Origin of the sequence: Vibrio sp. S234-5 (genome assembly GCF_000960595.1) — a bacterium.
Classification (GTDB): Bacteria; Pseudomonadota; Gammaproteobacteria; order Enterobacterales; family Vibrionaceae; genus Vibrio.
Map to the genome: position 1 here is coordinate 67,291 of NZ_JZAM01000168.1, position 24,396 is coordinate 91,686.

A 24,396-nucleotide genomic window follows, 5' to 3' on the forward strand; every position below is an offset into this window, starting at 1 on the left:
TCAGGCCGCAATCGCGGCCTGAACGTTTCGCATTATGTCCAGCCTGACGGGGACTTCTTACGGCGTGGGATCAAGTGAGGCAAGATCAAGCCAAATAACAAACCACCACCCGCGACACCGCCGCCATACATAAAGTATTTCAATAGCAGATCGTCTTTCTGGGTATCCAGTTTGGCGCGCAGTTGGCGATTTTCCGTTTGAACAGCGGTGAGCTGCTCGCTGATTTCGCCATACTTCATCTCCAGTTCGGAAATTTGTTGATTACGGTTTTCCAGTGAATCGACCAAGCCCGCTTTCTCGGTGTCGGCACTTTGGCGCGCGTTGGCCAGTTGTGCTTTCACATCTTTAAGTTCTTTTTCCAGACGCGGAAGGCGAATCGCCATGCTTTCTTGGCGAGTGATAAATTTCGTTTGAACCCAGCCTTTACGGCCGCGTTCATCAACCACTTCGCTGTAGCCTGTCTCGCTGTTGCTTTGCAGCAGTTGTACTTTACTGCCTGCATCAATACTTCCGATGATGCGGAAAGTGTTGTTTGGTCCTGAGTGCATATAGGTAAACAGTTCATCTGCAATGTAGCGGTCTTGTGCGAAAAGTGACGGCACAGAAAAGACAGTCAGCAAAACCGTAACGATGAGTTTTTTCACAATAAATCCCTTAACGATTTCTTTAGAGTCGGCGATAAATGCCCCGATGGACGAATAGTAAAAAGTTTCCCAAACTCATGCAACAAAGAAGGGAGGCAAAGCCTCCCTTAATGTGCGTTTGAGTCAAATATGACAAGGTGCTTACAAAATCTGTCCTTGCTTTACATATTTCTGACGCTTTGTGTTAGCTAAAAGCCGCTTGCATCACATAGAAGAAGACGACCGCCAACAGGGCGCCCGCAGGCAGTGTGACCACCCAAGAAGCGACGATATTGCGTACAACGCCAAGGTTAAGTGCAGCGATACCACGTGCGAAACCGACACCTAGTACAGCACCGACAAGGGTTTGAGTGGTTGAAATTGGCAAGCCAGTGCCTGATGCCAGTACAACTGTTGATGCGGTTGCTAGCTGCGCGGCAAAGCCACGACTTGGCGTGAGCTCAGTAATTCCTGTTCCGACAGTAGCCATTACTTTGTGACCAAGGGTTGCCAAGCCGACCACGATACCAAAACCGCCGAGAGGTAGGATCCACCAAGCAATCTGGCTTTTCGCCGTGATTTGACCCATGTGCTCAACGGTAGACACGACCGCAGAAAGAGGACCAATCGCGTTGGCTACATCGTTTGAGCCGTGAGCAAACGCCATGGCACAGGCGGTAATCACCATCAAGACGCTGAAAATGCTCTCTACGCCAGCAAAGCTGTGGTCATCTTCACGGTTGGCAAATTTCTTCTGGATATAAAGGTAACCGCAGACCATTACGAGGGCAGAAACGGCGACCGAGGCCATCCACGCTTCAGAGCTGCTAAGGTGCAAACCCACGTGCTTGAGGCCTTTTTTGATGGTTACCAGCGCGATCACCATGGTGGTGATGAACATGTAAACCGGAACGAAGCGCTTCGCGTTTAGCAGAGGTTTTTCGGTATCGAAGATCAGACGCTGCGCGCTGACGAAGATAAGATAAGCAAAAAAGCCTGAGATAAGCGGAGTGATGATCCAACTGCCGACAATGCCTTTGACACTGCTCCAGTCAACCGCTTCGGTGCCTACAGAAACACAGGCAAAACCAATGATGGCACCAATAATCGAGTGGGTGGTAGAAACAGGCCAACCCATGTAAGACGCCAGCAACAGCCAGCTACCCGCCGCCAAAAGAGCGGACATCATGCCAAAAACCAGAATGTCGGGCTTGTCGGCAAAAAGAGACGTTTCGATTACACCTTTACGGATAGTGTCGGTTACTTCACCGCCTGCAAGGTATGCGCCCGCAAATTCAAATATCATCGCAATGATGATGGCTTGTTTTACGGTAAGTGCTTTCGAGCCGACTGAGGTGCCCATGGCGTTGGCAACGTCATTTGCACCAATACCAATCGCCATCATAAATCCGAAAGCCGCTGCAACAAGAATCAGGACCGTGCCGTAGTTCGCAAGGATATCCATCGTAATACCTAGTTGATTTATAACAAGCGGAGCAAAATCAAACATGCGTTTGTCCTGTTTCGGCCTTTTGCTGTGATGACCAAAACAGGTTTGACTATGCTCTTTGTTATTTTTCGTTTACTTAATGTTTTAAGATCGAGATAGCATCAATTCCAGACGTGCGCCTACGCGCTGAGCCTGGTCTGCAATACCGCCAACCCATTCGAAAATCTTGTATAGGAACATGACATCGATAGGGTTCATCTCCGATTCAATGGCCATCAGCTGCTGACGTAGAGTGATTTGCATCGCGTCGGTATCGTCTTCGATAACATCCAGCTGATGGATCATCTCAGCGACCAGAGTCACTTCACGGCCTTTAAATCCGGTTTCGAGGAGTTCATCAAGCTCGTTGATGACGTTTTGAGCCTGGTTAGCGGCATCAAGACAACGTTGAACGTAAGCGATGAAATTGGATTGGAGTGCTTCAGGAATCACCAGTTTGCGACCATAGGCGCGACCTGCGATGTCCTTTGCCAGATTGGCCAGTTTGTCTTGCTGAGTGAGGAGCTCCAGCATGTCGGTACGATCGACCGGTAAGAACAAACCGCGAGGAAGTTTGAGACGAATTTCTCGTTTCAGGACGTCCGCTTCTTTCTCAAGATGAGAGATTTGTGCGCGAATTTCCGCTGCTTTTTCCCAATCGCCCTCTGAACAGACTTCAAAGAACTTGATTAGGTGTGAGCAACACTCGTTGACACAAACCACGTGACGCTGCAAAGGCTTTATAGGGGACTTTGCAAATAACCCCATAATTGTATTTACTGGCATGGTCATTCAACCTAATAACTATAACCTTAAAAGAACATACACCATTTCATGGTGAAATGTTGAGCGATGGCTATAAAGGCGCGCATGTTAACGCATTCAATCCAGCATTAAAACTGTTTTAGATCATCTCTAGTGCGATATTTCTTTCTTGCCCCATAAGAATTTAGGCAATATCCTGTTCCAGTCTGCTTTGAAAGGTATAACTATGGAAACCGAGATAGAACTGAAGTTTTTTGTTTCTCCTGAATTTTCAGAAACTTTGCGAGAAAAAATCGCCGAAACCAAAGTACTTCAGCACAGTTGTCGAGATCTGGGTAACACCTACTTTGACACCCCAGACAACTGGCTTCGTCAACACGATACAGGCTTAAGGATACGCCGTTTCGATGACGTTTTTGTTCAGACTGTCAAAACAGCCGGACGCGTCGTTGCAGGCTTACACCAACGTCCCGAATACAACGCAGAACATAACTGCAATATCCCCGACCTCTCACTGCATCCACTTGATATCTGGCCGCAAGGCAAAGAGATTGAAACCTTGCAAGCCGAATTGATGCCGCTTTTTTCCACCAACTTTAGCCGTGAACAGTGGCTAATTGGTATGCCGGATGGTAGCCAAATCGAAGTGGCGTTTGACCAAGGGTTGGTCAACGCACAGGACAAAGAAGACACGATTTGTGAAGTGGAACTGGAGCTCAAATCTGGTCAGACCGACGCACTGTTTACCTTGGCTCGTTTGCTGTCTGAATCGGGTGGTATGCGTCTTGGTAACTTAAGTAAAGCAGCCAAAGGCTATCGCCTCGCGCAAGGTTATCAAGGCGATGAGGTGAAATCGCTCAGTTTGGTCGATACAGGCAAGCTCGATAACGTTGAGTATTGTCTGATCAATTCACTGGAGCATGCGCTGTCGCACTGGCACTACCACGAACAGATTTACGTTGAGCGCGAATCAGTGGAGGCTCTGCGCGAAATCAATCATGCCATCAGCTTTATTCGGCAAACGTTAACCATTTTTGGCGGGGTTGTGCCGCGCCGCGCCAGCGCCATTTTGCGCCAAGAGCTGAAATGGTTGGAAGAAGAGCTGGCGTGGTTGGGCGAGCATGCGCATTTAACCGAACTTCTGGAAGACAAAGGTCATGTGCTGCGCAAGCTGGACGCACGTAAATTTCTCGTCGCTGAGCTCACTCAGCAACTTGACAACCTGCCGGATCGTGAAGAGATGCTGCGTCTATTAACCAGTGCGCGTTACACCGGCTTGTTGCTTGATTTGAGCCGCTGGATTCTAACTCGTGGCTGGCAGCCGTTTTTGGATGACAAAGCGCGTGAGCAGATGGCAAGTTCGGTCAAAGAGTTTTCCGTAACGCAGTTGGACAGAACTTGGGCCGAGTTGATGGAAGCGTTTCCCGCCGAGCAAGAGATGTCGGCGCAGGCGTATATTGATCAACGCTATCGCTTAGCGCGCAATCTTTACACTGGGGTTGGCTTTGCCAGCCTTTACGATGCCGAAGAGCGTAACGGTTTTCGTATGCCTTGGGCCGATCTGATCCACGGTATTGATGATCTCCTCATGCTGCGCCACTTGCATCCTTTGTGTGAGAAGCTGGAAGCGGAAGAGCGCGAGCAATTAGAGCGCTGGTTGCTGCGTCAGGAACGCTCCATCTTGCACGCGATGGATCAAACGCGCGCCATCGGCATTGAAGCAGAACCTTACTGGCGACGCTAACTGGGTTGTTTAAGAAAATAGGGCATTTGCCCTATTTTTTTATCTGCTGTTCCAGACGCTCAAGCCTATTGAGGATCTCTTCTTGGCGCTGCAACATCGTCTCTAGCATCTTCTCTTTATTTATAGAGCGGGAAGTTTGCTGGTGGGTCGGGCTGGTGAGTAGCGAGGTGATAAGGCCGGAGATCATGCCAAACAGCCCTACACCGCAGAGGATTACAATCACTGCGACGATCTTTCCCCCATCAGTCACTGGGTAATGATCGCCATATCCGACGGTGGAGATGGTGACAAACGCCCACCACAACGCATCAATGCCCGTCTGAATATTCGCCCCTTCCTCCTTGCCTTCCATAAAAAGCACCAGACCCGAGCCGAGCATCACCAGCACCACCATCAAGAGTAAAATAGAAGCTAACGTCGTCTCTTTACGATTATTTTTCAGTTGCTTAAAAACGGAGTGGGATGAGCGCAGCACCAAAATGACGCGCAGAATGTGAAACAGCCTGGCAAAGCGCAGTGGCTCAACTAATGGGATGCTGGCGAGAAAATCGATCCAGTGAGTTTTCATAAAATTGCGCTTGTCTGTGGCGCGGATCAAATCTACGCTCAGTTGTAGCAGGAAAATGCTACAGATTATGAAATCCAGTCCGATAAGGATTTGGCGAGTTTCTTTATCGATTGGAAAGAACAACAAGCCAGAGATCACAAATAGCGCCATAAAAGACAAGATTAGTGATAACAGACTCATAGGTTTGGTGCTGTCTTTGATATCATTGCTATTCATACGGGGCTCGAAATAAATAGATTGGCTCAAGTTTTTGAGAGTCAGCGCATTTGGTTGCTCGGGCAACACGCTTCGAAATAGGACTATAAAAGACTTGGTGGAGAACTGACAATGGAAAAGCTGGCGTTTAAACCCTGGGAAAGGGTGATTTCAGACATTCGCCTGGTTCCCAAGATGGTCATGCTGATGGTGTTCAGTACGATCTTAATCGTGGGGAAACAGCTGTGGGATGCGAGTACTTTTTATCAAGCCTTGTTGGCAGCAACGCAGAATGAGCAGCTTGCGCAACATCATTATGATGCTTATTTAGTGCAAGTTGCTTGGCAAACCGCACTGTTGATTGTGTTGTTTATTGTTCTATTGATGGCGGCAGCGAGTGTGATGCTGCGTCAGACTCGTTACCTCAATGATGCCATTAAGCTCATGGCGCAGAAGAACCTCTCCGTTCCCTTCGGTATGGAGTGTAAAGATGAATACGGTGACGTGGCGCGTGAGCTGGAGAAGGCCCGTAAACAGTTACACGATGTGATCCAAACCCAGATCAACGCCTCCGATGAGCTTGCAGGGCTGACCGAAGTGATGACGCTGAGTATGTCGGAGACCAAAGAGTCTGCCCAAGAAGAGTTCAATGAAATTGACCAACTGGCCACGGCAATGAGTGAGATGACGTCTACGGTACAGACGGTGGCCGAGCATGCGCATAATGCCTCTTCACTGACTGAACTGGCGTCAGAGCAGGCGAAAAAAGGCCAGCAATTCCTCAAAGGCACCGTGAATAAGATGAGCCAACTTTCCTCCGATATTTCGGCGTCGGCGCAAGCGGTGAACCAAGTTGAAGAGCGTGTGGATGCGATTGGCAGTGTTGTTGGCACCATTCAAGGCATTTCTGAGCAAACCAACCTGCTGGCATTGAACGCGGCGATTGAAGCGGCGCGTGCTGGTGAGGCTGGGCGCGGGTTTGCAGTGGTTGCTGACGAAGTACGTAACCTAGCGCAGCGGACTCAGCAAGCGACGGTAGAGATTCAAGATATGATCTCGCAGTTGCAAAGCAGTGCGACTTCGGCGGTTGAGTTGATGGAAAAAAGTGTGGTTGAGGCGGCTGAAGGGGTCGAGTTGGTTTCTAATGCGGGTCACGAGCTTGACGGCATCGTGGGTCAAGTCACCCAAATTAATGAGATGAATCTGCATATTGCCACCGCAGCAGGTCAGCAAAGTAGCGTCGCGGCCGAGATGGATCAGAACCTCACCAATGTACGGGAACTGGTGGAAGCCTCGGTGGTGGTGGTGAGTGAACTCCTTGAGACCTCGGAAATCATGCAAAACAATGCCGAAGAGCTGGATAAAAAGATCAAGTTATTCCGCGTCTAACACACCGAGAAAAAGCTGAGAAAAAAGCCGAGAAAAAAGAGAGAACGCCCACATTGTCGATGTGGGCGTTTTTTATGGCTGCAACTCTGATATAAATAGCACAAAGTAAAACATTACAAGGAAGAATCATGCACTTGCCTTCGTCATTACAGCCTGTCGCAGAACGGGCGATGCAAAGCGCCCAACAAGCGGGCTACCTCGAGCATTGGTCGGCGGAGTTTACTGAACACTATCGCTATGTCGCAGGACTCAGCCCTTTTATCGTCGAGGCGCTGCAGCGCGATAGTGTGCTTGCCAAGCAACTGCCGACGATGTTGGCGGATGTGAGCCGTCAGGAATCTTACCGCGCTCAATTGGCGGCACAGCTGGCGGAGTGTCGTGACGAAGCAACCGGACAGCGCGTACTGCGTCAGTTTCGTAATCGTGAGATGGTTTACATCGCTTGGAAAGACTTCAGCCAAAGTTGGAGTTTGCAAGCGTCACTGAGCCATCTTTCCCAACTGGCCGAGGCGATGATTTTTGAGACTTACCAGTGGCAATACGCTTTGTGCTGCCAAGAGTGGGGAACGCCGACCAATGCGGCGGGTGAAGCGCAGCCGATGTTGATCATCGGCATGGGGAAACTGGGCGGAGGCGAGCTCAATTTTTCATCCGATATCGATCTGATTTTCACTTATCCGGAAAACGGAGAGACCCAAGGCGCACGGCGTAGCATTGCCAACGCGCAGTTTTTTACCCGCCTTGGCCAGCGGATCATCAAAGCGCTCGATCAACAAACCTTTGATGGCTTTTGTTATCGGGTGGACATGCGTTTACGCCCCTTTGGTGAGAGTGGCCCACTGGTGATGAGTTTTGCTGCATTGGAAGATTACTACCAAGAACAAGGGCGTGATTGGGAACGCTACGCGATGATCAAAGCGCGCGTGATGGGACGGGAGATGTACCCGCAGTATCAAGAGCTGCGCCAGATGCTGCGTCCTTTTGTCTTCCGCCGTTACATTGATTTCAGCGCGATTCAATCGCTGCGGCGGATGAAGTCGATGATCAGCAGCGAAGTGCGCCGCCGGGGTTTGACCAACAACATCAAGCTCGGTGCTGGCGGCATCCGCGAAATCGAATTTATCGCTCAGGTCTTTCAATTGATCCGCGGCGGGCGCGAACCCAGTTTACGCAAGCGTGGGCTCTTGACCACACTGGAAGCGGTTGCCCAACTGCAACTGCTGACTCAAGAAGAGGTCAGCAGCCTGACGCTGGCCTATCAGTTTTTGCGCCGTTTGGAAAACTTACTGCAAGCCATGGCCGACAAACAGACGCAAACCTTGCCAGAAAGTGAATTGGAGCAACTGGCTCTTGCTACGGCGATGGGGTATACCAGTTGGCCAAGTTTATTGCTAGAGGTCAATCACCACATGGCGGCGGTGCATCAAGTGTTTGAAACCTTGATCGGTGATGATGAAGAGGAAGTGAGTCCGGTAGCGCACCACTTCAGCGAGCTATGGGACATGGCTCACAACCCAGAAGTGATTGAACAGATTCTGCAAAGCGATCTCTCCCTTGCCGACCCCGCCACCGTTGCCCAGCAAGTGATTCAATTTAAAGCCGATCTGGCGAAAAAGACCTTAGGACCGCGTGGACGCGATGTGCTCAATCACTTGATGCCGAAAGTGTTTAGCGCGGCTTTTGCTCATCCTGAAGCGCAATTTGGTTTACCGCGGGTGTTTTTCTTATTGCACAGCATCGTCACCCGCACCACGTATCTGGAACTGCTGGACGAGCACCCAGCTGCGTTAACGCAGTTGGTGCGCTTGTGCACCGCCAGCCCGATGATTTCACAGCAGTTAGCGCGTTATCCTATCTTGCTCGACGAGCTTATCGACCCGCAGCAGCTGTATAACCCCATTCCTCTGGAATCCTATCGCACCGAGCTGCGTGATTTCCTCGCCCGTATTCCCGAAGAGGATATGGAGCAGCAAATGGAAGCGCTGCGCCAGTTTAAACAGATCTGCATTTTACGCATTGCAGCGGCCGACATCGCAGGTGTATTGCCGGTAATGAAAGTGAGCGATCACTTAACCTATTTGGCCGAAGCGATTGTTGAAGCCGTTGTCCATCAAGCTTGGCAACAAGTGGCGGAAAAATATGGTGAACCAACCCATTTGAAAGAGAGAGATGGCAAAGGTTTTGCGGTGGTCGGCTATGGCAAAGTGGGGGGCTGGGAGTTGGGGTACAACTCCGATCTGGACGTGGTTTTCCTCCATGACTGCCCAACCAATGTCTATACCGATGGCAAAAAGGAGATCGATGGACGCCAATTTTACTTGCGTCTGGCGCAGCGCATTATCCACATTTTCTCGACTCGTACTGCGTCGGGCATTTTGTATGAAGTGGACACGCGCCTGCGCCCGTCCGGTGCATCGGGTTTGCTGGTGTGCCCAGTGGATGCGTTTGATGAATACCAGCGCCAAGAAGCGTGGACTTGGGAGCATCAGGCGTTGGTTCGCGCCCGTATGATTTATGGTGATGACGAGCTCGCAGGCGAGTTTGCCCGTGTTCGCCACGAGGTACTGGCGTTGCCGCGAGATGAAAGCCAACTGAAAAAAGAAGTGGTGGAGATGCGAGTAAAAATGCGCGAACACCTGGGTGGTAAGAAAGCCGATCGCTTTATGCTCAAACAAGATCAGGGCGGGATCACCGATATCGAGTTCTTAGCTCAGTACTTGGTACTCAATTTCAGCGCGAGTAAGCCGAAAATGACGCGCTGGAGTGATAACGTGCGAATCTTTGAAACCTCGATTGCACAAGGCGTAATGAACGAATCACAGGCGCTGGCGCTAACGCAAGCCTACACGCGCATGCGTGATGAGATCCATAAACGCAATTTGCTTAATCTGGATGCGGATGTGGCTTTAGATAAATTTACCGCAGAGCGACAGGTAGTAATGGATGCTTGGCACGCGTTGCTGAGCTAGCACCTTCAACTATTTAGCCCGCAAAAGGGCTGTGCTAAACTCTGCGCAGCAAAAAATTTGGAGATCGACAATGAAACCTATCCTACCTGATTACAGCAATGCAGGCGTTTTGATCATCGGCGACGTGATGTTAGACCGCTACTGGTATGGACCTGTTAACCGCATTTCCCCAGAAGCGCCAGTGCCTGTAGTCAAGGTCGACAACAACGAAGAGCGTCCGGGCGGCGCGGCAAACGTGGCCATGAACATCGCCTCACTGGGTGGCCTTGCGCACATCGTTGGTCTGACGGGTGAGGACGAGCCTGCCAGAGTGCTGAAGGAAACCCTCAGTTCACTCAAGGTGAAGTGCGATTTTGTCTCTCTTCCTGACTACCCAACCATCACCAAACTGCGCGTAATGAGCCGTGGCCAGCAATTGATCCGCCTCGACTTTGAAGACAAGTTTGCCAATGTCGATCAAGAGTTGATCCTCTCGCGCATGGAGCGCACTTTGCCACAGGTGCAGGCCGTGATTCTCTCTGACTACGATAAAGGCGCGTTAGAGCACGTTGAAGCGTTGATCGCCAAAGCGCGCGCCGCCAATGTGCCGGTATTTATCGATCCTAAAGGCACTAACTTTGAACCGTATCGCGGCGCTACTCTGCTGACACCGAATATGTCGGAGTTTGAAGCGGTGGTCGGCAAAGTCACCTCCGAAGAGGATTTGGTGGCCAAAGCACTGGCGTTGATTGAGAAGTTTGATTTCTCTGCGCTGTTGGTAACTCGCAGTGAACACGGCATGACGTTAGTGCGTCAGGGGCAAAAGCCATTCCATCTGCCAACACAAGCCAAAGAAGTGTACGACGTGACAGGGGCTGGGGATACGGTAATCTCCGTTCTTGCTGCTTCGGTTGCGGCAGGTAAACCTCTGGAAGAGGCGTGTGCCCTAGCGAATGCCGCCGCAGGAGTGGTTGTCGGCAAACTGGGCACTTCGACCTTATCTACCATCGAGCTGGCCGAAGCGATTCATGGCAGCCGTGATACCGATTTTGGCGTGATTACCGAAGCAGCACTGATCGATGCCGTCAAAGCAGCGCAAGCTAAAGGCGAAAAAGTGGTGATGACTAACGGCTGTTTCGACATTTTGCATGCGGGTCATGTTTCCTACCTCAACAATGCCGCCAAACTGGGCAATCGCTTAATTGTGGCTGTGAATACCGATGAATCGGTGAAACGCCTCAAAGGGTCGGGTCGTCCGGTCAACCCAACCGATCGCCGTATGGCGGTCTTGGCCGGATTGGGCGCAGTCGATTGGGTGGTGCCTTTTAGCGAAGATACGCCGCAGCGTTTGATTACCGCGATATTGCCGGATCTGTTAGTTAAAGGTGGCGATTACAAACCCGAAGAGATTGCCGGTGGCGCAGAAGTGATTGCCGCGGGCGGCGAAGTGAAGGTACTCAACTTCGAAGATGGCTGCTCCACCACAGAGATCATCGATGCGATCAAAGGCGGCAAAGGTTAATCACCCGCCAAGATGAAGATCAAAAAAAGGGTTACTGGTGAGGTAACCCTTTTTATTTCGCACTTTCTTTTATTTCGCACTTTCGTTAAGCAAGCCAGTAGAGACACTGGCTCACCATGGGCGATTATTTTTTCGCAATCAAACCCGCATCCACATCGAGAATATCCTGTTCACTCAGGGTTCCTATGGCTTGGCGCAATTGAAGTACGCTCAGAATGTAGTTGTAACGAGCATCAGAGAGGTTTTTGTTGGCATCGTAGAGACGGCGAGTGGCGTCTAACACGTCAACGATGGTACGAGTACCCACATCAAAGCCCGCTTCGGTTGCTTCCAGAGCTGACTTCGCTGAGACAACGGATTGCTCATAAGCGCGTAGCGCACCGATTGAAGCATTGATGTTATTCTTCTGTGCGCGCACTTCTTTGACTACACCACGGTAAGTGGCTTCCAAATCTTGGCTGGTTGCTACGTAGTTGAACTCAGCTTGTTTGGTTTGTGAGGTGATATTACCGCCAGTGTACAGTGGCACATTCAGGTTAAGGCCAATATTAAAGTTGTTGGTTGTGCCGTCAGAATTTTCACTGCTACCAATATCGGCGTAGTTGTAGCCACCATCGAGCGTGAGAGAAGGCAGATGACCAGAGCTGGCCAGAGAGATGTTCTCTTTGGCGATGTCAGTGGCAATACGTGCTGACAGCAAGCTGAGGTTTTTCTCTTGCGCCTCTTCGATCAACGCTTCTGCAGGAGTGCTCGAGCGGCTAGCAGTGAAACGTTTGGTGTCCAGCACATTCAGGTTTTTGTGCTCTTGTCCTGTGATCTCACGCAGCGCTTCGTAGCTGTTGGTTAGGCTGTTTTCGGCCAACACTTCATCAGCCAACACGCCATCGTACTGCGCTTGCGCGTCGTGTACGTCGGTAATTGCGGACAGGCCCACTTCAAAACGCTGTTTTGTTTGTTCAAGCTGACGCGCAACGGCGGCTTTTTCTGCGCGGACAAAATCCAAGTTATCTTGCGCTTTAAGAACCGCAAAATACGCTTGTGCGACACGCAGGATCAAAGCTTGTTGTGTTGCCGCGTAAGAGGCATCCGCTTGACGAGCAGTTTTCTCTGCGTTGTCTAGCGTAATCCAAGAGGAACGCTTGTAGAGTTCCTGAGAAAAACTGATGCCTGCGGAGAGCGCATTTTGGTCATTATCACGTGAACCGCCCGCGTCTAAATCGGTATCCCCACGGGTCAGGTTATACCCAGCAGTCAAATTAATTTGTGGCAACAAGCTGCTGCGACTTGACGTGATCGCTTCAAAAGCAGCATCACGTTTTGCTTTGACACTCAGCAGTTGTGGATCGTTTTGTTTGGAGAGATCGTAAATCTCCGCAAGAGAATCAGCCCAAGCCGATGTGTTGAGGCCGCCGAGTACTGCACCAATAAGCAGTGGAAGCAGTTTTTTCATTTTTTCATTCCTGCCGTTTATAGTTTGATTAATTCCCAAGAGTCTAACCTAAGTTGCTGGATATTTATCCTAAATTCTGCATTTTTTCTAAATAATTGTCCACTTGTATAATAAAAAAGTTGTCGCTACTAAAAAATTTTAGAACAATTATATAAAAAGTTGAGCCAAGTCCTTTGAGTCATGTTTAAACAGTGAGTAAACTACAAGATTCACTCAGTGAGGTGTCCGATGCAACAGTATGACAATAAACCCGGTGTTTTTACTTCCAACGATGTAGACGTGCTGGCCAAAGAGACCTTATTTAAAGGCTTCTTCAAAATGGTGAAATACCGATTTCGCCACAAATTGTTTGCTGGCGGCTGGAGTAATGTGATCGAACGCGAAATGTTTGAACGTGGTCATGCTGCTGCAATGCTGCCTTATGATCCTGTGCGCGATGAAGTGGTATTGATTGAGCAGATCCGTGTCGGCGCCTTAGAGCACAACCATCCGTGGCAGATGGAAATCGTCGCAGGCATGATCGATCGCGACGAATCGGCTGAGCAGGTGGTACGTCGAGAGGCGGAAGAAGAAGCGGGGATTTCGGTCAAAAATATCCACGCGATTGTCTCTTACTACCCTTCTGCGGGCGGATGTTCTGAAAAACTGGATGTATTCATTGGTGAAGTTGATGCGTCTCAAGCATCTGGCATTCATGGTTTAGACTATGAAGATGAGGATATTCGTGTTCACGTGATGAGCCGCTCGCAAGCGTATGATTTAGTAAGAGAAGGTAAAATCGAGAACGGTGCCTCAATTATCGCTTTGCAATGGTTGGAGTTAAATCACTTGCAGGTAAAGTCGCAGTGGTTGGAGAAGGGTTGATGGTGCAGGTCGCAGTTAAAAAGCCGTATTACGTTGATTTGGCAGGGTTAATGAGAACCTACGAGACCAATTATGCCAAATTGAACGCGCTGTTGCCTTTTCAAGCAGAGGTAGGCGAGGTGCGCTGTTACCAAGTGGCCAATATGGTTTATCAACTGACAGTGAAAGAGGTCACAAAATACACCACGATAGTGGAGGTATGTCAGAGTGATGAGGCGCCAGTATTTCCTTTGCCAACGATGTCTGTCAGGCTTTATCACGATGCCAGAGTCGCTGAGGTGCTCTCCAGTGGCGACCACTCCCGTTTTAAAGCGAAATACGACTACCCGAATGACAAGTTAATGCAGAAAGATGAAAAACATCAGCTCAATGCATTTCTCGGTGAGTGGCTCACGTTTTGCCTCAAGAGCGGCATCAGTCGAGCGCCAATAACATTTAAAGAAGAATAACAGAGTCAGGTTTTCATTTTGCAACATACAACCAGCGACACGAGCAGCATAAAGCTGCTGCAAATAACCGATACTCATCTGTTTGCGACCGATGAGGGCAGTTTATTAAGTGTCAAAACGCTTCAGAGTTTTCAGGCGGTCGTCGAGCAGGTCATGCAACGCCAAGTGGCGTTTGATTATGTGCTGGCAACCGGTGATATCTCACAAGACCACAGCGCACACTCCTATCAGCATTTTGCAAAGGGCATCGCGCCACTGCAAAAGCCGTGTTTCTGGTTGCCGGGAAACCACGACTATAAACCGAATATGTCGAGTGTACTGCCTTCAGCGCAAATCACCGCGCCAGAGTATGTCGCGTTGGGCGAGCATTGGCAGATGGTCTTGCTGGATTCTCAGGTGGTTGGCGTGCCGCATGGTCGTTTAAGCGACAGCCAACTGATCTTATTGGAAGAAAAACTGGCCAGCAACCCAAGCAAACATACCTTAATTTTGCTTCATCACCATCCGCTGCTGGTGGGGAGCGCTTGGCTTGACCAACACACGTTGAAAGATGCGGAGGTATTTTGGGAGATCGTTTATCGCTATCCCAACGTCAAAGGCATAGTGTGTGGCCATGTGCATCAGGATATGAATCGTATGCACCGCGGCATCCGCGTGATGTCCACGCCATCAACGTGTGTTCAATTTAAACCCAACTCTGATGATTTCGCTTTGGATAATGTCTCTCCCGGTTGGCGAGAGTTGCAGTTGCACGCCGATGGCGAGATCACGACCCAAGTACAGCGTTTGAGCGCTGGAAGCTTTTTACCCGACTTTACGTCGAGTGGATATTGATATGGCAGAGAAAAAGCCCTCTTTATTACTGTATATTCACGGCTTTAACAGCTCACCGCTGTCATTGAAAGCGCAATTGATGCAGCAATACTGCCAGTCGCATCGTCCGGATATCGAAGTGGTGGTACCGCAACTGCCCTGTTTCCCTAAACAAGCGGCCGACTTTTTGTTGTCCCTGGTTACGCAGTATCACGCAACGCACCAAATTGGTTTGGTCGGCAGTTCGCTCGGAGGGTATTTGTCGACTTGGCTCAATGATCAATTTGCTTTTCGCGTCGTGGTAGTTAATCCGGCCGTCAAACCTTACGAGCTGCTGGTAGATTATCTTGGCCCGCAAACCAACCCCTATACGCACGAAAGCTATACACTTGAAAGCGTGCATATTGACGAGCTTAAAGCTCTTGAGGTAAAACGCATCGCTTCGCCAGAAGATTTCTGGCTGCTGCAACAGACCGGAGATGAAGTGCTCGATTATCGTCAGGCGGTGGACAAATTTTCTGCCAGCCGACAGACGGTGGAAGAGGGGGGCGATCATAGTTTTGTTGGTTTTGAACGTTATCCTGAGCAAATTATCACTTTCCTTGAGTTATAACTCCCTTCACTTTGTACAGGATTGGGGAAGGCTCATAGTTTTGCCGCTCATATCCAACCGTTTCTTGACATAGCCGGGTCGCTTTCCGACTATGTTTTCCGAATCCAGCTACCGTGTAGTACACAGGGCCAAACCTGTGAGTAACAGGGTAGCTTTTTCGTTGTCTGTGTTTAAGATGAGCAAGTTCTACAGACAACAGGTAAATATTGAGAACGATTCCGTATTATGACTGAACAATATAATGCTGGTGCCATTGAAGTACTGAATGGTCTAGAGCCAGTACGTCGCCGACCAGGGATGTATACGGATACCACGCGCCCCAACCACTTAGGTCAAGAGGTGATCGACAACAGTGTCGACGAAGCGCTGGCCGGACATGCCTCCAAAGTACAAGTCATCTTGCATGCAGACCAATCACTGGAAGTGATCGACGATGGTCGCGGCATGCCTGTCGATATCCACCCGGAAGAAAAGGTCTCGGGCGTTGAGCTTATTCTCTGTAAGCTGCACGCTGGCGGTAAATTTTCCAATAAAAACTATCAGTTTTCCGGTGGTCTACACGGGGTAGGCATCTCCGTGGTCAACGCTCTGTCCAAACGGGTGGAGGTGACGGTACGTCGTGATGGTCAAGTTTACGAAATTGCGTTCGAACATGGTGACAAAGTTTCCGATCTTACCGTCACGGGCACGTGCGGCCGACGCAATCGCGGTACCAGTGTGCACTTTTGGCCAGACGCCAAATACTTTGATTCCGCTAATTTTTCCGTCACACGCCTTATCAATAACTTGCGTGCTAAAGCGGTGCTGTGCCCAGGATTAGAAATCACTTTCAGCGATAAAGTGAATAACCAAGAGTATCAGTGGCTGTATCAAGACGGGCTGAAAGACTACCTGTTTGAAGGCGTGAAAGGCTACACCCTGTTGCCCGAGGAGCCGTTTACCGGCGCTTTCTCGGCGGAAACTGAAGCCGCAGATTGGGCGGTCATTTGGCTGCCGGAAGGCGGTGAAATGATCACCGAAAGTTACGTTAACCTCATTCCGACCGCGCAAGGCGGCACGCACGTCAACGGCTTGCGCCAAGGTTTATTGGACGCGATGCGCGAGTTCTGCGAGTTCCGCAATCTGCTGCCACGTGGGGTAAAACTGACAGGGGAAGACGTTTTTGACCGCTGTGCCTACGTTTTGTCGGTGAAGATACAAGACCCGCAATTTGCTGGCCAAACCAAAGAACGTCTATCGTCTCGTCAAACCGCTGCGTTTGTCTCTGGTGTGGTGAAAGACACTTTCAGCCTGTGGCTTAACGAAAAGCCGCAGCTCGCTGAGCAACTGGCTGAAGTGTGCATTGCCAACGCCCACCGCCGCATGCGTGCCAGCAAAAAAGTGGTGCGCAAGAAGATTGCATCAGGCCCCGCTTTACCCGGTAAGCTGACCGACTGTACCGTACAAGACCTAGCCCGTACCGAAATCTTCTTCGTCGAAGGGGACTCGGCAGGCGGCAGTGCTAAGCAAGCACGCGATCGCGAGTTCCAAGCGGTGATGCCGCTGCGCGGTAAGATTTTGAATACATGGGAAGTTTCGGCCGATCAAGTGCTGGCTTCACAGGAAGTGCACGACATTTCGGTCGCGCTAGGCATTGATCCCGACAGCGACAACTTAGAAAGCCTGCGCTACGGCAAAATCTGTATCCTCGCTGATGCGGACTCCGATGGATTGCACATCGCCACACTGCTGTGCGCGCTATTTACCCGCCATTTCCGCGCTCTGGTCGAAGCGGGTCATATCTACGTCGCCATGCCGCCGCTGTATCGTATCGACTGTGGCAAAGAGGTGTTCTACGCCCTCGATGATGCAGAAAAAGAGGGTATTTTGGAGCGCCTCAGTCAAAAGAGAGCCAAGATCAACGTGCAACGCTTTAAAGGCTTGGGGGAAATGAACCCGCTGCAATTGCGTGAAACCACGATGGATCCGAATACGCGTCGTCTGGTGCAGCTCACCATCGATGATTCCGAGGCGACGATGGAAATGATGGACATGCTGCTGGGTAAAAAACGCGCCGACGATCGTCGTTCTTGGTTGCAAAACAACGGCGATATGGCAGAGGTTTAATAGATGTCTACAGAAATTACCTACGATGGCGTCGAACAGTTGCCAATGCGCAAGTTCACTGAAGACGCTTATCTCAACTACTCGATGTACGTGATCATGGACCGTGCCTTGCCATACATTGGCGATGGTTTAAAACCGGTTCAGCGTCGCATCATTTATGCGATGTCAGAGCTCGGCCTTTCTGCGTCTGCAAAATACAAAAAATCGGCGCGTACGGTTGGTGACGTGCTGGGTAAGTATCACCCGCACGGTGATTCTGCCTGTTACGAAGCGATGGTGCTGATGGCACAGCCATTTTCTTACCGTTATCCGCTAGTGGATGGCCAAGGAAACTGGGGTGCGCCGGACGATCCGAAATCGTTCGCCGCCATGCGTTATACCGAAGCGAAACTGTCTAAATTTGCCGATGTGTTGCTTGGCGAGTTGGGCCAAGGCACGGTTGAGTGGCAAGCAAACTTTGACGGCACGATGAAAGAGCCGAAAATGTTGCCTGCGCGTTTGCCGCACATTTTGCTTAATGGTGTGACAGGCATTGCGGTGGGGATGGCGACCGACATTCCACCGCACAACGTGCGTGAAGTGGCGGACGCAACCATTCATCTGATTGACCATCCACAGGCAACGCTGCCTGACGTGATGCAGTTCGTCAAAGGACCGGATTACCCAACCGAAGCGGAAATTACCTCACCAGCGTCAGATCTGGAGAAAATCTATCGCACTGGCCGAGGCAGCATCAAAATGCGCGCGGTATGGCATAAAGAGAGCGCTGATATCGTCATCACCGCGCTACCACATCAGGTATCTGGCGCTAAGCTACTTGAGCAGATCGCCGGGCAAATGCGCGCTAAAAAGCTGCCGATGGTCGAAGATTTACGTGATGAATCGGATCACGAGAACCCAACGCGCATCGTGATTGTGCCACGCTCTAACCGTGTCGATTGTGAACAACTGATGAACCATTTGTTTGCGTCAACTGACTTGGAGAAGAGCTACCGAGTAAACCTCAATATGATTGGCCTCGACAACCGTCCTCAGGTCAAAGGTTTAGTGCAAATTCTGGCTGAATGGATTGAGTTTCGCCGCGAAACCGTTCGCCGCCGCTTACAATATCGTTTGGATAAAGTGCTGGCGCGTTTGCACATCTTAGAAGGTTTATTGATAGCGTATCTCAACATCGATGAAGTGATTGAGATCATTCGTACCGAAGATGATCCAAAAGCGGTATTGATGGCGAGATTTGCCATTACCGATATTCAAGCTGACGCGATTCTGGATACCAAACTTCGTCACCTAGCGAAGCTCGAAGAGATGAAGATCCGCGGTGAGCAGGATGAGCTGGAAAAAGAGCGTAAGAAGCTCGAAGAGTTACTTGGCTCAGAGCGCCGTTTGAATACGTTGTTGAAAAAAGAGATCAAGGCTGACGCTGAGAAATTCGGTGATGATCGCCGCTCTCCGCTTATTGAACGTGAAGAAGCGAAAGCGCTCACCGAGCGTGATTTGCTGCCAAATGAAACGATCACTGTGGTGCTGTCGGAAAAAGGTTGGATCCGTCATGCCAAAGGACATGAAGTCGATTGCGAAGGGCTAAGCTACAAAGCGGGCGATAGCTATCTTGCTCATGCATGCGGTAAGAGTAACCAGCAAGTGGTGCTGTTTGGCTCGGATGGGCGCAGCTATTCACTCGAATCACACACCTTACCGTCCGCGCGCGGGCAAGGAGAGCCAATTACTGGTCGACTCAACATCACGCCGGGTAGCAGTATTCGTCAACTGGTGATGGGAGAAGAGGATCAACTGTGGCTGGTGGGCTCAGATGCCGGTTACGGCTTTGTGTGTAAAGGCAGCGATCTGCTGTCGAAAAACCGCAGCGGTAAAGCGCTCGTCACCTTACCAGAAAATGCCGAAGTGATGACGCCATCGGCGGTGCTGGATCTGGATAATGATGACATCCTTGCGATTACTAACCAAGGGCGCATGTTGATGTTCCCGATCAAGGATTTGCCGCAGCTTGGTAAAGGCAAAGGCAACAAGATCATCAATATCCCCGCGGCCAAAGCCAAATCGAAAGAGGAAGTGTTGTCTCACCTTGTCGCGTTGCCCAAAGGGGTGTCATTAACCCTATATGCTGGCAAACGTAAACTGGGACTCAAACCGAGCGATCTGGAGAATTTCCGTGGTGAACGTGGTCGTCGTGGTGGGTTGCTGCCGCGTGGCTTGCAGCGGGTTACTCGGATCGAAATTGAATCCTCCGACACTGAGCTTGCGCCAGAGCAAGAGTAAAGCAGACCCCAGCATAGCGCTGGGGTTTCTCATTTTATACGGTTAGATTTCTCGCGCATCTTCGGCGATGGTCACTTGCAACGTGATTTCTTGGCCCTTGCGAATCACACCAACATCGGTTGTTGTGCCTGGGCGTAAATCGGTGACAATGTCCATCACGCTTTGCCGTCCTTGGATCTTATTGCCATCAATACTAATGATGATGTCTTGTGGCTGAAAGCCCGCTTTGGCCGCCGGGCCGTTTGGATCAACGCCTAACACCACAATCCCGCCAATGTGCTCATTTCCCAATAAACGAGCGGTTACGGCGTTGATGTCTTGTCCATCAATGCCAATGTAGCCGCGAATGACTCGTCCATCGGCGATGATCTTTTGCATGATTTTATCGGCCAGCAAATAAGGAATAGCAAAAGAGATACCGTAGGTTTCCATGTCGGTAGCTTGCTGGAAAGAGGCGGTATTGATGCCGACCAACTCTCCGCGAGTATTGACCAAAGCCCCACCAGAGTTACCTTCGTTGATGGCGGCGTCGGTTTGAATAAACGCTTGACGGCCATCGGCACTGATCGAAGAACGACCGGTCGCAGAAATAATACCAAATGTGGTGGTTTGGCCTAAGTTGTACGGGTTGCCAATCGCCAAAACGACATCACCGACCTTGGCTTTGTAATTGGGATTTAGCGGAATAACCGGAAAGTTGCTGCCTTCAATACGCAAAATAGCGATGTCGGTGCGGCGGTCTTTCCCCACTAATTGAGCCGCGGCGACTCGACCATCCTGCAACGCGACCACAATTTGATCGGCCTGAGCGACGACATGATAATTGGTGATGATGTAGCCCTTTTCGCTGACAATCACCCCAGAGCCTAACCCTTGCGTGGAAAGCTTACTGCGATCATTTTCTACATATTTACGGCTGTAAATGTTCACCACCGCTGGCGCGGCATTGTGCACGGCTTGGTTAAAGGAGATTTGCATCGTTGCGGCATCTTGAGGGACCGGATCTAAAGGGGTGGTCAAGACTTTGCTGCGTAAAGAGGGAACCGCCAGCAACACCAATGCTGCTGTCATCAGCCCCAATAAAATAGAACGCAAAAGAAAGTTCACCATACCCTCTCCACAAAAACGGAACAATTTGCAAACAAGGGTGAAGAATAGCACTACCGACAGAAATAATAAAAGGGCAGCCTATGCAAGACTGCCCTAAGTTAGTGAAGTCTCAGCGAGATTAACGAATCACGAGGTAGATAGTGCGTTCACCACGCTGAATATTCAGTGCCAGTACACCGGTTTGTTTTTCCACTATGGTGCGGAAATCAGCTAAGTTTTTCACGCGCTGGCGGTTCACGCCGATAATGATGTCATCCTTTTTCAACTGGTAGCGGGCAGCCGGTGAATTGTCTGCGACTTCAACCACTTTTACCCCAGCAATACGGTCTGAGCTGCTAGTATTGGCTAACTCCGCTCCTGCTAGCCCTTCATGCATTTTGTCCGCTTTGGCTTTGGTTTGCTGGGATTCACCCAAGGTGACTTTAAACTCTTTGTCTTTGCCATCACGGATAACACCGAGTTTGATCTCTTTGCCAGCGCCTAGTGTCGCAATTTTGGCTCTTAGTTCAGAGAAGGTCTCAATCTTCTTGCCGTTGAGCGAGACAATAATATCACCAGCCTTGATGCCCGCTTTATCGGCTGCCGAATCTTCGACGACTTGGCTGACAAACGCCCCTTTGCTTGAGTGATAACCCAAAGCGTCAGCAAGCTCTGAGGTGATTTCACCGCCTTGTACTCCGAGCATGCCGCGCTTCACTTCACCAAATTCCAGAATTTGGTCGGTGAGGTTTTTCATCATGTTCGATGGAATGGCAAAGCCGATCCCGACGTTGCCACCGCTGGGGCCTAAGATAGCGGTATTGATGCCAATAAGCTCACCGTTCAGATTGACTAAGGCACCACCGGAGTTTCCGCTGTTGATGGCGGCATCCGTTTGAATAAAGTTCTCGAAATTTTCGATATTAAGGCCGCTGCGCCCCAGTGCTGAAACGATCCCTGAGGTGACGGTCTGCCCTAAACCGAAGGGATTACCGATGGCAACGCTAAAATCTCCGACGCGCAGTTGATCGGAATCGGCAATCTTAATCTCGGTCAGATCCTTAACATCGCTCACTTTCAGCAACGCGATATCCGACATCTCGTCTCCACCCATCAGCTCAGCATCGGCTTCACGGCCATCATGAAGTTGTATACGGATGCTATCCGCGCCTTTGATGACGTGATAGTTGGTGACGATGTAGCCCTTATCCGCATTAATGATCACACCAGAACCGAGTCCGCGAAATGGTCGTTCGCGCACTTGCTCTGTGGGAAAGTCTGGACCGAAGAAAAATTGAAATTGCTCGGGAATGCGTGAGCGTTCAACTTGTTTACCTTCCACGGCAATACTCACGACCGCGGGGGTGACGCGCTCAAGCATGGGGGCGAGGCTGGGTAACTCTTGTCCATTCACTGCGGCAGGAAAAGCCGCACTGACGGGGAGTGGTGCAAGCGCAGAGCTTAAGCTCAGTGAAAGGGCGGTTAAAACAAGCAAAGGTTTTTTCATCCGATAACTCCTCATAAATAAGGTCTATTGCAAGGGAGATTGGCTCAAACGAATAAGCTTATTGCTATTCATATTGGCGCCACAAACAGTTTTCAATAGACACTAGTGTGAGTTGGGACTCAAAAACCTTTGAAAAGTTCAGCAGAAATTTTACGACGCTTTAGCGGTTACTGCGTCAGTTGCCGTTAAAATCTCTTTTTTCTCACCGCTAAAAAGGCCAGTTGCTCCATTGGCATAATCTTTCGGTTGCTCCGTCATGCCTTCAGACTGTGCCTCAGTTGTGGTTTCACTCTCTGAAGTAATCGCTTTTTTATCAAAAGGATTATCTTGTTCGGGCAGGTTTGGCAGCAAGTCAGCTGAGGTCTTCGCCATGTGCTGATACAGCTTACTGTAGTCCTTGCCTAGCGTTTCAAGTAATTCTGCGGTTTGAGCAAAGTGGTCCGCCAGTTCTTGACGTTGCTGTTCCAGCGCATATTTAGCGACTTCCAGCTCCTTTTTGACCGATTTCTGTTTCTTGTATTCGGGGGTAGTCAGTCTGGAAATTATAACGCCGACAATCGCACCGACCAGCAAGCCTACGATGGCATACATCCAAGGCATAACAGCTCCTTATAGTTGTTTTAACATGTTTTTTACTGCTTAGTTACACGTATTGCGTGACCATGTTACTATGGGAAAAGTGGTCAATAAAGAAAAATAGCAACACCGATTTCTCATCCTAGTAATTGTATCGCTTTGTCCTGTTTTGGTATGACAACAATGAGCCCATTAGAAAAATACGAACACGATATCGAGCATCAAGGCTTTAAAAAAGATCCTGCTCAATACCAAGCCGTGCGGGCGTTAGACTCGCTTTTTCACCAATTTATCCAATATTCCGCTACGCCAGTTGAAAGTGTGCCTCGCTGGCAACAATGGCTAGGAAAGAAGCCATCTCGTCCTAAGGTGCCTCAAGGGCTTTACTTCTGGGGCGGCGTCGGGCGGGGCAAAACCTATCTAATGGATACCTTTTTCGACGCTTTGCCAACCCAGCGTAAGATGCGAGTGCACTTTCACCGTTTCATGTATCGGGTGCATGACGAGTTGAAAAAACTGGCTGAGGTGGAGAATCCGCTAGAAAAGGTGGCGGAGCGTTTTAAACAGGAAGCGGACATTGTCTGTTTTGATGAATTCTTTGTTTCCGATATTACCGATGCCATGATCCTTGGTACCTTGATGCAGGAAATGTTCAAAAGAGGGATGATTTTGGTCGCGACGTCGAATATTGAGCCAAAAGATCTCTATCGCAATGGTTTGCAACGTGCACGTTTTCTACCTGCGATTGAACTGATCGAAACGCATTGTCAGGTGATTAACGTCGATAGCGGCATCGACTATCGCCTAAGAACCTTGCAGCAAGCTGAAATTTATCATCACCCGTTAGATGCAGATGCAAGCCGCAATTTGCAACGCTACTACCAACAACTGTCGGGTGACGATAGCCATAAGCACACCTCAGTCGAGATCAATCATCGCCAGATAGAGGTGGTTGAAGCCAGTAATGGCGTGCTGTACGCAACGTTTGCTCAGCTTTGTCAAACGGCAAGAAGTCAGAATGACTATATAGAAATATCAAAGATATACCACACAGTGTTGTTAGCGGACGTTCAGCAAATGGACAACAAAATTGACGATGCGGCTAGGCGTTTTATCGCGTTGGTGGATGAGTTCTATGAACGTCACGTCAAACTGATCATTTCTGCCCAAGTGCCGATGGCGATGCTCTACACCCAAGGACGGCTAGAGTTCGAATTTAAACGGTGTTTGTCTCGCTTAACGGAAATGCAAAGTCATGAGTACTTAGCTAAAGAACACTTGGCTTAGGTTTCAGCCTTTCGAGGAAAATACGCAGAAAAAATTAGTGATTGAGTGCAAAAAAAGGTGATTTTTTCTTCGCCCTTCTCTATAATCCTGCGACCCACCGTTACTGCAGACCTGATTAT

Annotated in this window: 19 protein-coding genes; 11 read left to right on the forward strand and 8 right to left on the reverse strand. The window is 49.9% G+C overall.

Annotated features, from left to right (window positions below):
* Positions 1-32: 32 nt before the first annotated feature.
* The 3 genes from UF06_RS07360 to UF06_RS07370 form a co-directional block, all read right to left on the reverse strand.
* Complete coding sequence (locus UF06_RS07360; RefSeq protein WP_045569860.1) at positions 33-644, reverse strand: TIGR04211 family SH3 domain-containing protein; 612 nt, start codon at positions 642-644, stop codon at positions 33-35.
* A gap of 184 nt (positions 645-828) precedes the next feature.
* On the reverse strand, positions 829-2,088 hold the full coding sequence (locus UF06_RS07365; protein WP_045569973.1) for an inorganic phosphate transporter: 1,260 nt from the start codon (positions 2,086-2,088) through the stop codon (positions 829-831).
* Positions 2,089-2,217: 129 nt separating this feature from the next.
* On the reverse strand, positions 2,218-2,898 hold the full coding sequence (locus UF06_RS07370; protein WP_045569974.1) for a TIGR00153 family protein: 681 nt from the start codon (positions 2,896-2,898) through the stop codon (positions 2,218-2,220).
* 205 nt (positions 2,899-3,103) lie between these two features.
* On the opposite strand from UF06_RS07370, the gene UF06_RS07375 reads away from it, so the two are divergent.
* Entirely contained in the window at positions 3,104-4,621 is a 1,518-nt protein-coding gene (locus UF06_RS07375; protein ID WP_045569861.1) for an inorganic triphosphatase, read from the forward strand.
* Between the two features lie 31 nt (positions 4,622-4,652).
* Here UF06_RS07375 and UF06_RS07380 read toward each other — a convergent pair whose 3' ends face one another.
* The gene (locus tag UF06_RS07380) at positions 4,653-5,405 is read right to left on the reverse strand and encodes a potassium channel family protein (protein ID WP_045569862.1); all 753 of its coding nucleotides are present in this window, start codon (positions 5,403-5,405) and stop codon (positions 4,653-4,655) included.
* A gap of 111 nt (positions 5,406-5,516) precedes the next feature.
* Between UF06_RS07380 and UF06_RS07385 the strand changes: the two genes are divergently transcribed.
* The 3 genes from UF06_RS07385 to hldE all read left to right on the forward strand — a co-directional run bounded on the left by UF06_RS07385 (position 5,517) and on the right by hldE (position 11,243).
* Positions 5,517-6,773, forward strand: a complete 1,257-nt coding sequence (locus UF06_RS07385) for a methyl-accepting chemotaxis protein (RefSeq protein ID WP_045569863.1) — start codon at positions 5,517-5,519, stop codon at positions 6,771-6,773.
* A 128-nt stretch (positions 6,774-6,901) separates the two neighbouring features.
* Positions 6,902-9,742 (forward strand): bifunctional [glutamate--ammonia ligase]-adenylyl-L-tyrosine phosphorylase/[glutamate--ammonia-ligase] adenylyltransferase, encoded by a 2,841-nt coding sequence (gene glnE / locus UF06_RS07390; RefSeq protein ID WP_045569864.1) that lies wholly within the window; start codon positions 6,902-6,904, stop codon positions 9,740-9,742.
* A 70-nt stretch (positions 9,743-9,812) separates the two neighbouring features.
* The gene (hldE, locus tag UF06_RS07395; RefSeq protein ID WP_045569865.1) at positions 9,813-11,243 is read left to right on the forward strand and encodes a bifunctional D-glycero-beta-D-manno-heptose-7-phosphate kinase/D-glycero-beta-D-manno-heptose 1-phosphate adenylyltransferase HldE; all 1,431 of its coding nucleotides are present in this window, start codon (positions 9,813-9,815) and stop codon (positions 11,241-11,243) included.
* A 124-nt stretch (positions 11,244-11,367) separates the two neighbouring features.
* Here the strand turns inward: hldE and tolC are convergent, their stop codons facing one another.
* Positions 11,368-12,693, reverse strand: a complete 1,326-nt coding sequence (tolC, locus tag UF06_RS07400) for an outer membrane channel protein TolC (protein WP_045569866.1) — start codon at positions 12,691-12,693, stop codon at positions 11,368-11,370.
* Between the two features lie 228 nt (positions 12,694-12,921).
* Here tolC and nudF point away from each other — a divergent pair, with 228 nt between their 5' ends.
* The 6 genes from nudF to parC all read left to right on the forward strand — a co-directional run bounded on the left by nudF (position 12,922) and on the right by parC (position 19,818).
* Positions 12,922-13,557 (forward strand): ADP-ribose diphosphatase, encoded by a 636-nt coding sequence (nudF, locus tag UF06_RS07405; protein ID WP_045569867.1) that lies wholly within the window; start codon positions 12,922-12,924, stop codon positions 13,555-13,557.
* Complete coding sequence (locus UF06_RS07410; protein WP_039440701.1) at positions 13,557-14,006, forward strand: DUF1249 family protein; 450 nt, start codon at positions 13,557-13,559, stop codon at positions 14,004-14,006. The genes nudF and UF06_RS07410 overlap by 1 nt, the downstream gene beginning before the upstream one ends.
* 18 nt (positions 14,007-14,024) lie before the next feature.
* The gene (gene cpdA / locus UF06_RS07415) at positions 14,025-14,840 is read left to right on the forward strand and encodes a 3',5'-cyclic-AMP phosphodiesterase (RefSeq protein WP_045569868.1); all 816 of its coding nucleotides are present in this window, start codon (positions 14,025-14,027) and stop codon (positions 14,838-14,840) included.
* 1 nt (position 14,841) lies between these two features.
* Entirely contained in the window at positions 14,842-15,432 is a 591-nt protein-coding gene (yqiA, locus tag UF06_RS07420) for an esterase YqiA (protein WP_045569869.1), read from the forward strand.
* 225 nt (positions 15,433-15,657) lie between these two features.
* Positions 15,658-17,538, forward strand: coding sequence for a DNA topoisomerase IV subunit B (parE, locus tag UF06_RS07425; protein WP_045569870.1), 1,881 nt, complete (start codon positions 15,658-15,660; stop codon positions 17,536-17,538).
* Positions 17,539-17,541: 3 nt separating this feature from the next.
* Positions 17,542-19,818 carry a DNA topoisomerase IV subunit A gene (gene parC / locus UF06_RS07430; protein ID WP_045569871.1) on the forward strand — a complete coding sequence of 759 codons (2,277 nt, stop codon included), beginning with the start codon at positions 17,542-17,544 and terminating at the stop codon, positions 19,816-19,818.
* A gap of 42 nt (positions 19,819-19,860) precedes the next feature.
* Here parC and degS read toward each other — a convergent pair whose 3' ends face one another.
* The 3 genes from degS to zapG form a co-directional block, all read right to left on the reverse strand.
* Positions 19,861-20,928 (reverse strand): outer membrane-stress sensor serine endopeptidase DegS, encoded by a 1,068-nt coding sequence (gene degS / locus UF06_RS07435; protein WP_045569872.1) that lies wholly within the window; start codon positions 20,926-20,928, stop codon positions 19,861-19,863.
* Positions 20,929-21,046: 118 nt separating this feature from the next.
* The gene (locus tag UF06_RS07440; RefSeq protein ID WP_045569873.1) at positions 21,047-22,414 is read right to left on the reverse strand and encodes a DegQ family serine endoprotease; all 1,368 of its coding nucleotides are present in this window, start codon (positions 22,412-22,414) and stop codon (positions 21,047-21,049) included.
* 150 nt (positions 22,415-22,564) lie between these two features.
* Positions 22,565-23,014 carry a Z-ring associated protein ZapG gene (zapG, locus tag UF06_RS07445; RefSeq protein WP_045569874.1) on the reverse strand — a complete coding sequence of 150 codons (450 nt, stop codon included), beginning with the start codon at positions 23,012-23,014 and terminating at the stop codon, positions 22,565-22,567.
* A 159-nt stretch (positions 23,015-23,173) separates the two neighbouring features.
* Between zapG and zapE the strand changes: the two genes are divergently transcribed.
* Complete coding sequence (gene zapE, locus UF06_RS07450; protein WP_045569875.1) at positions 23,174-24,277, forward strand: cell division protein ZapE; 1,104 nt, start codon at positions 23,174-23,176, stop codon at positions 24,275-24,277.
* Positions 24,278-24,396 lie beyond the last annotated feature (119 nt).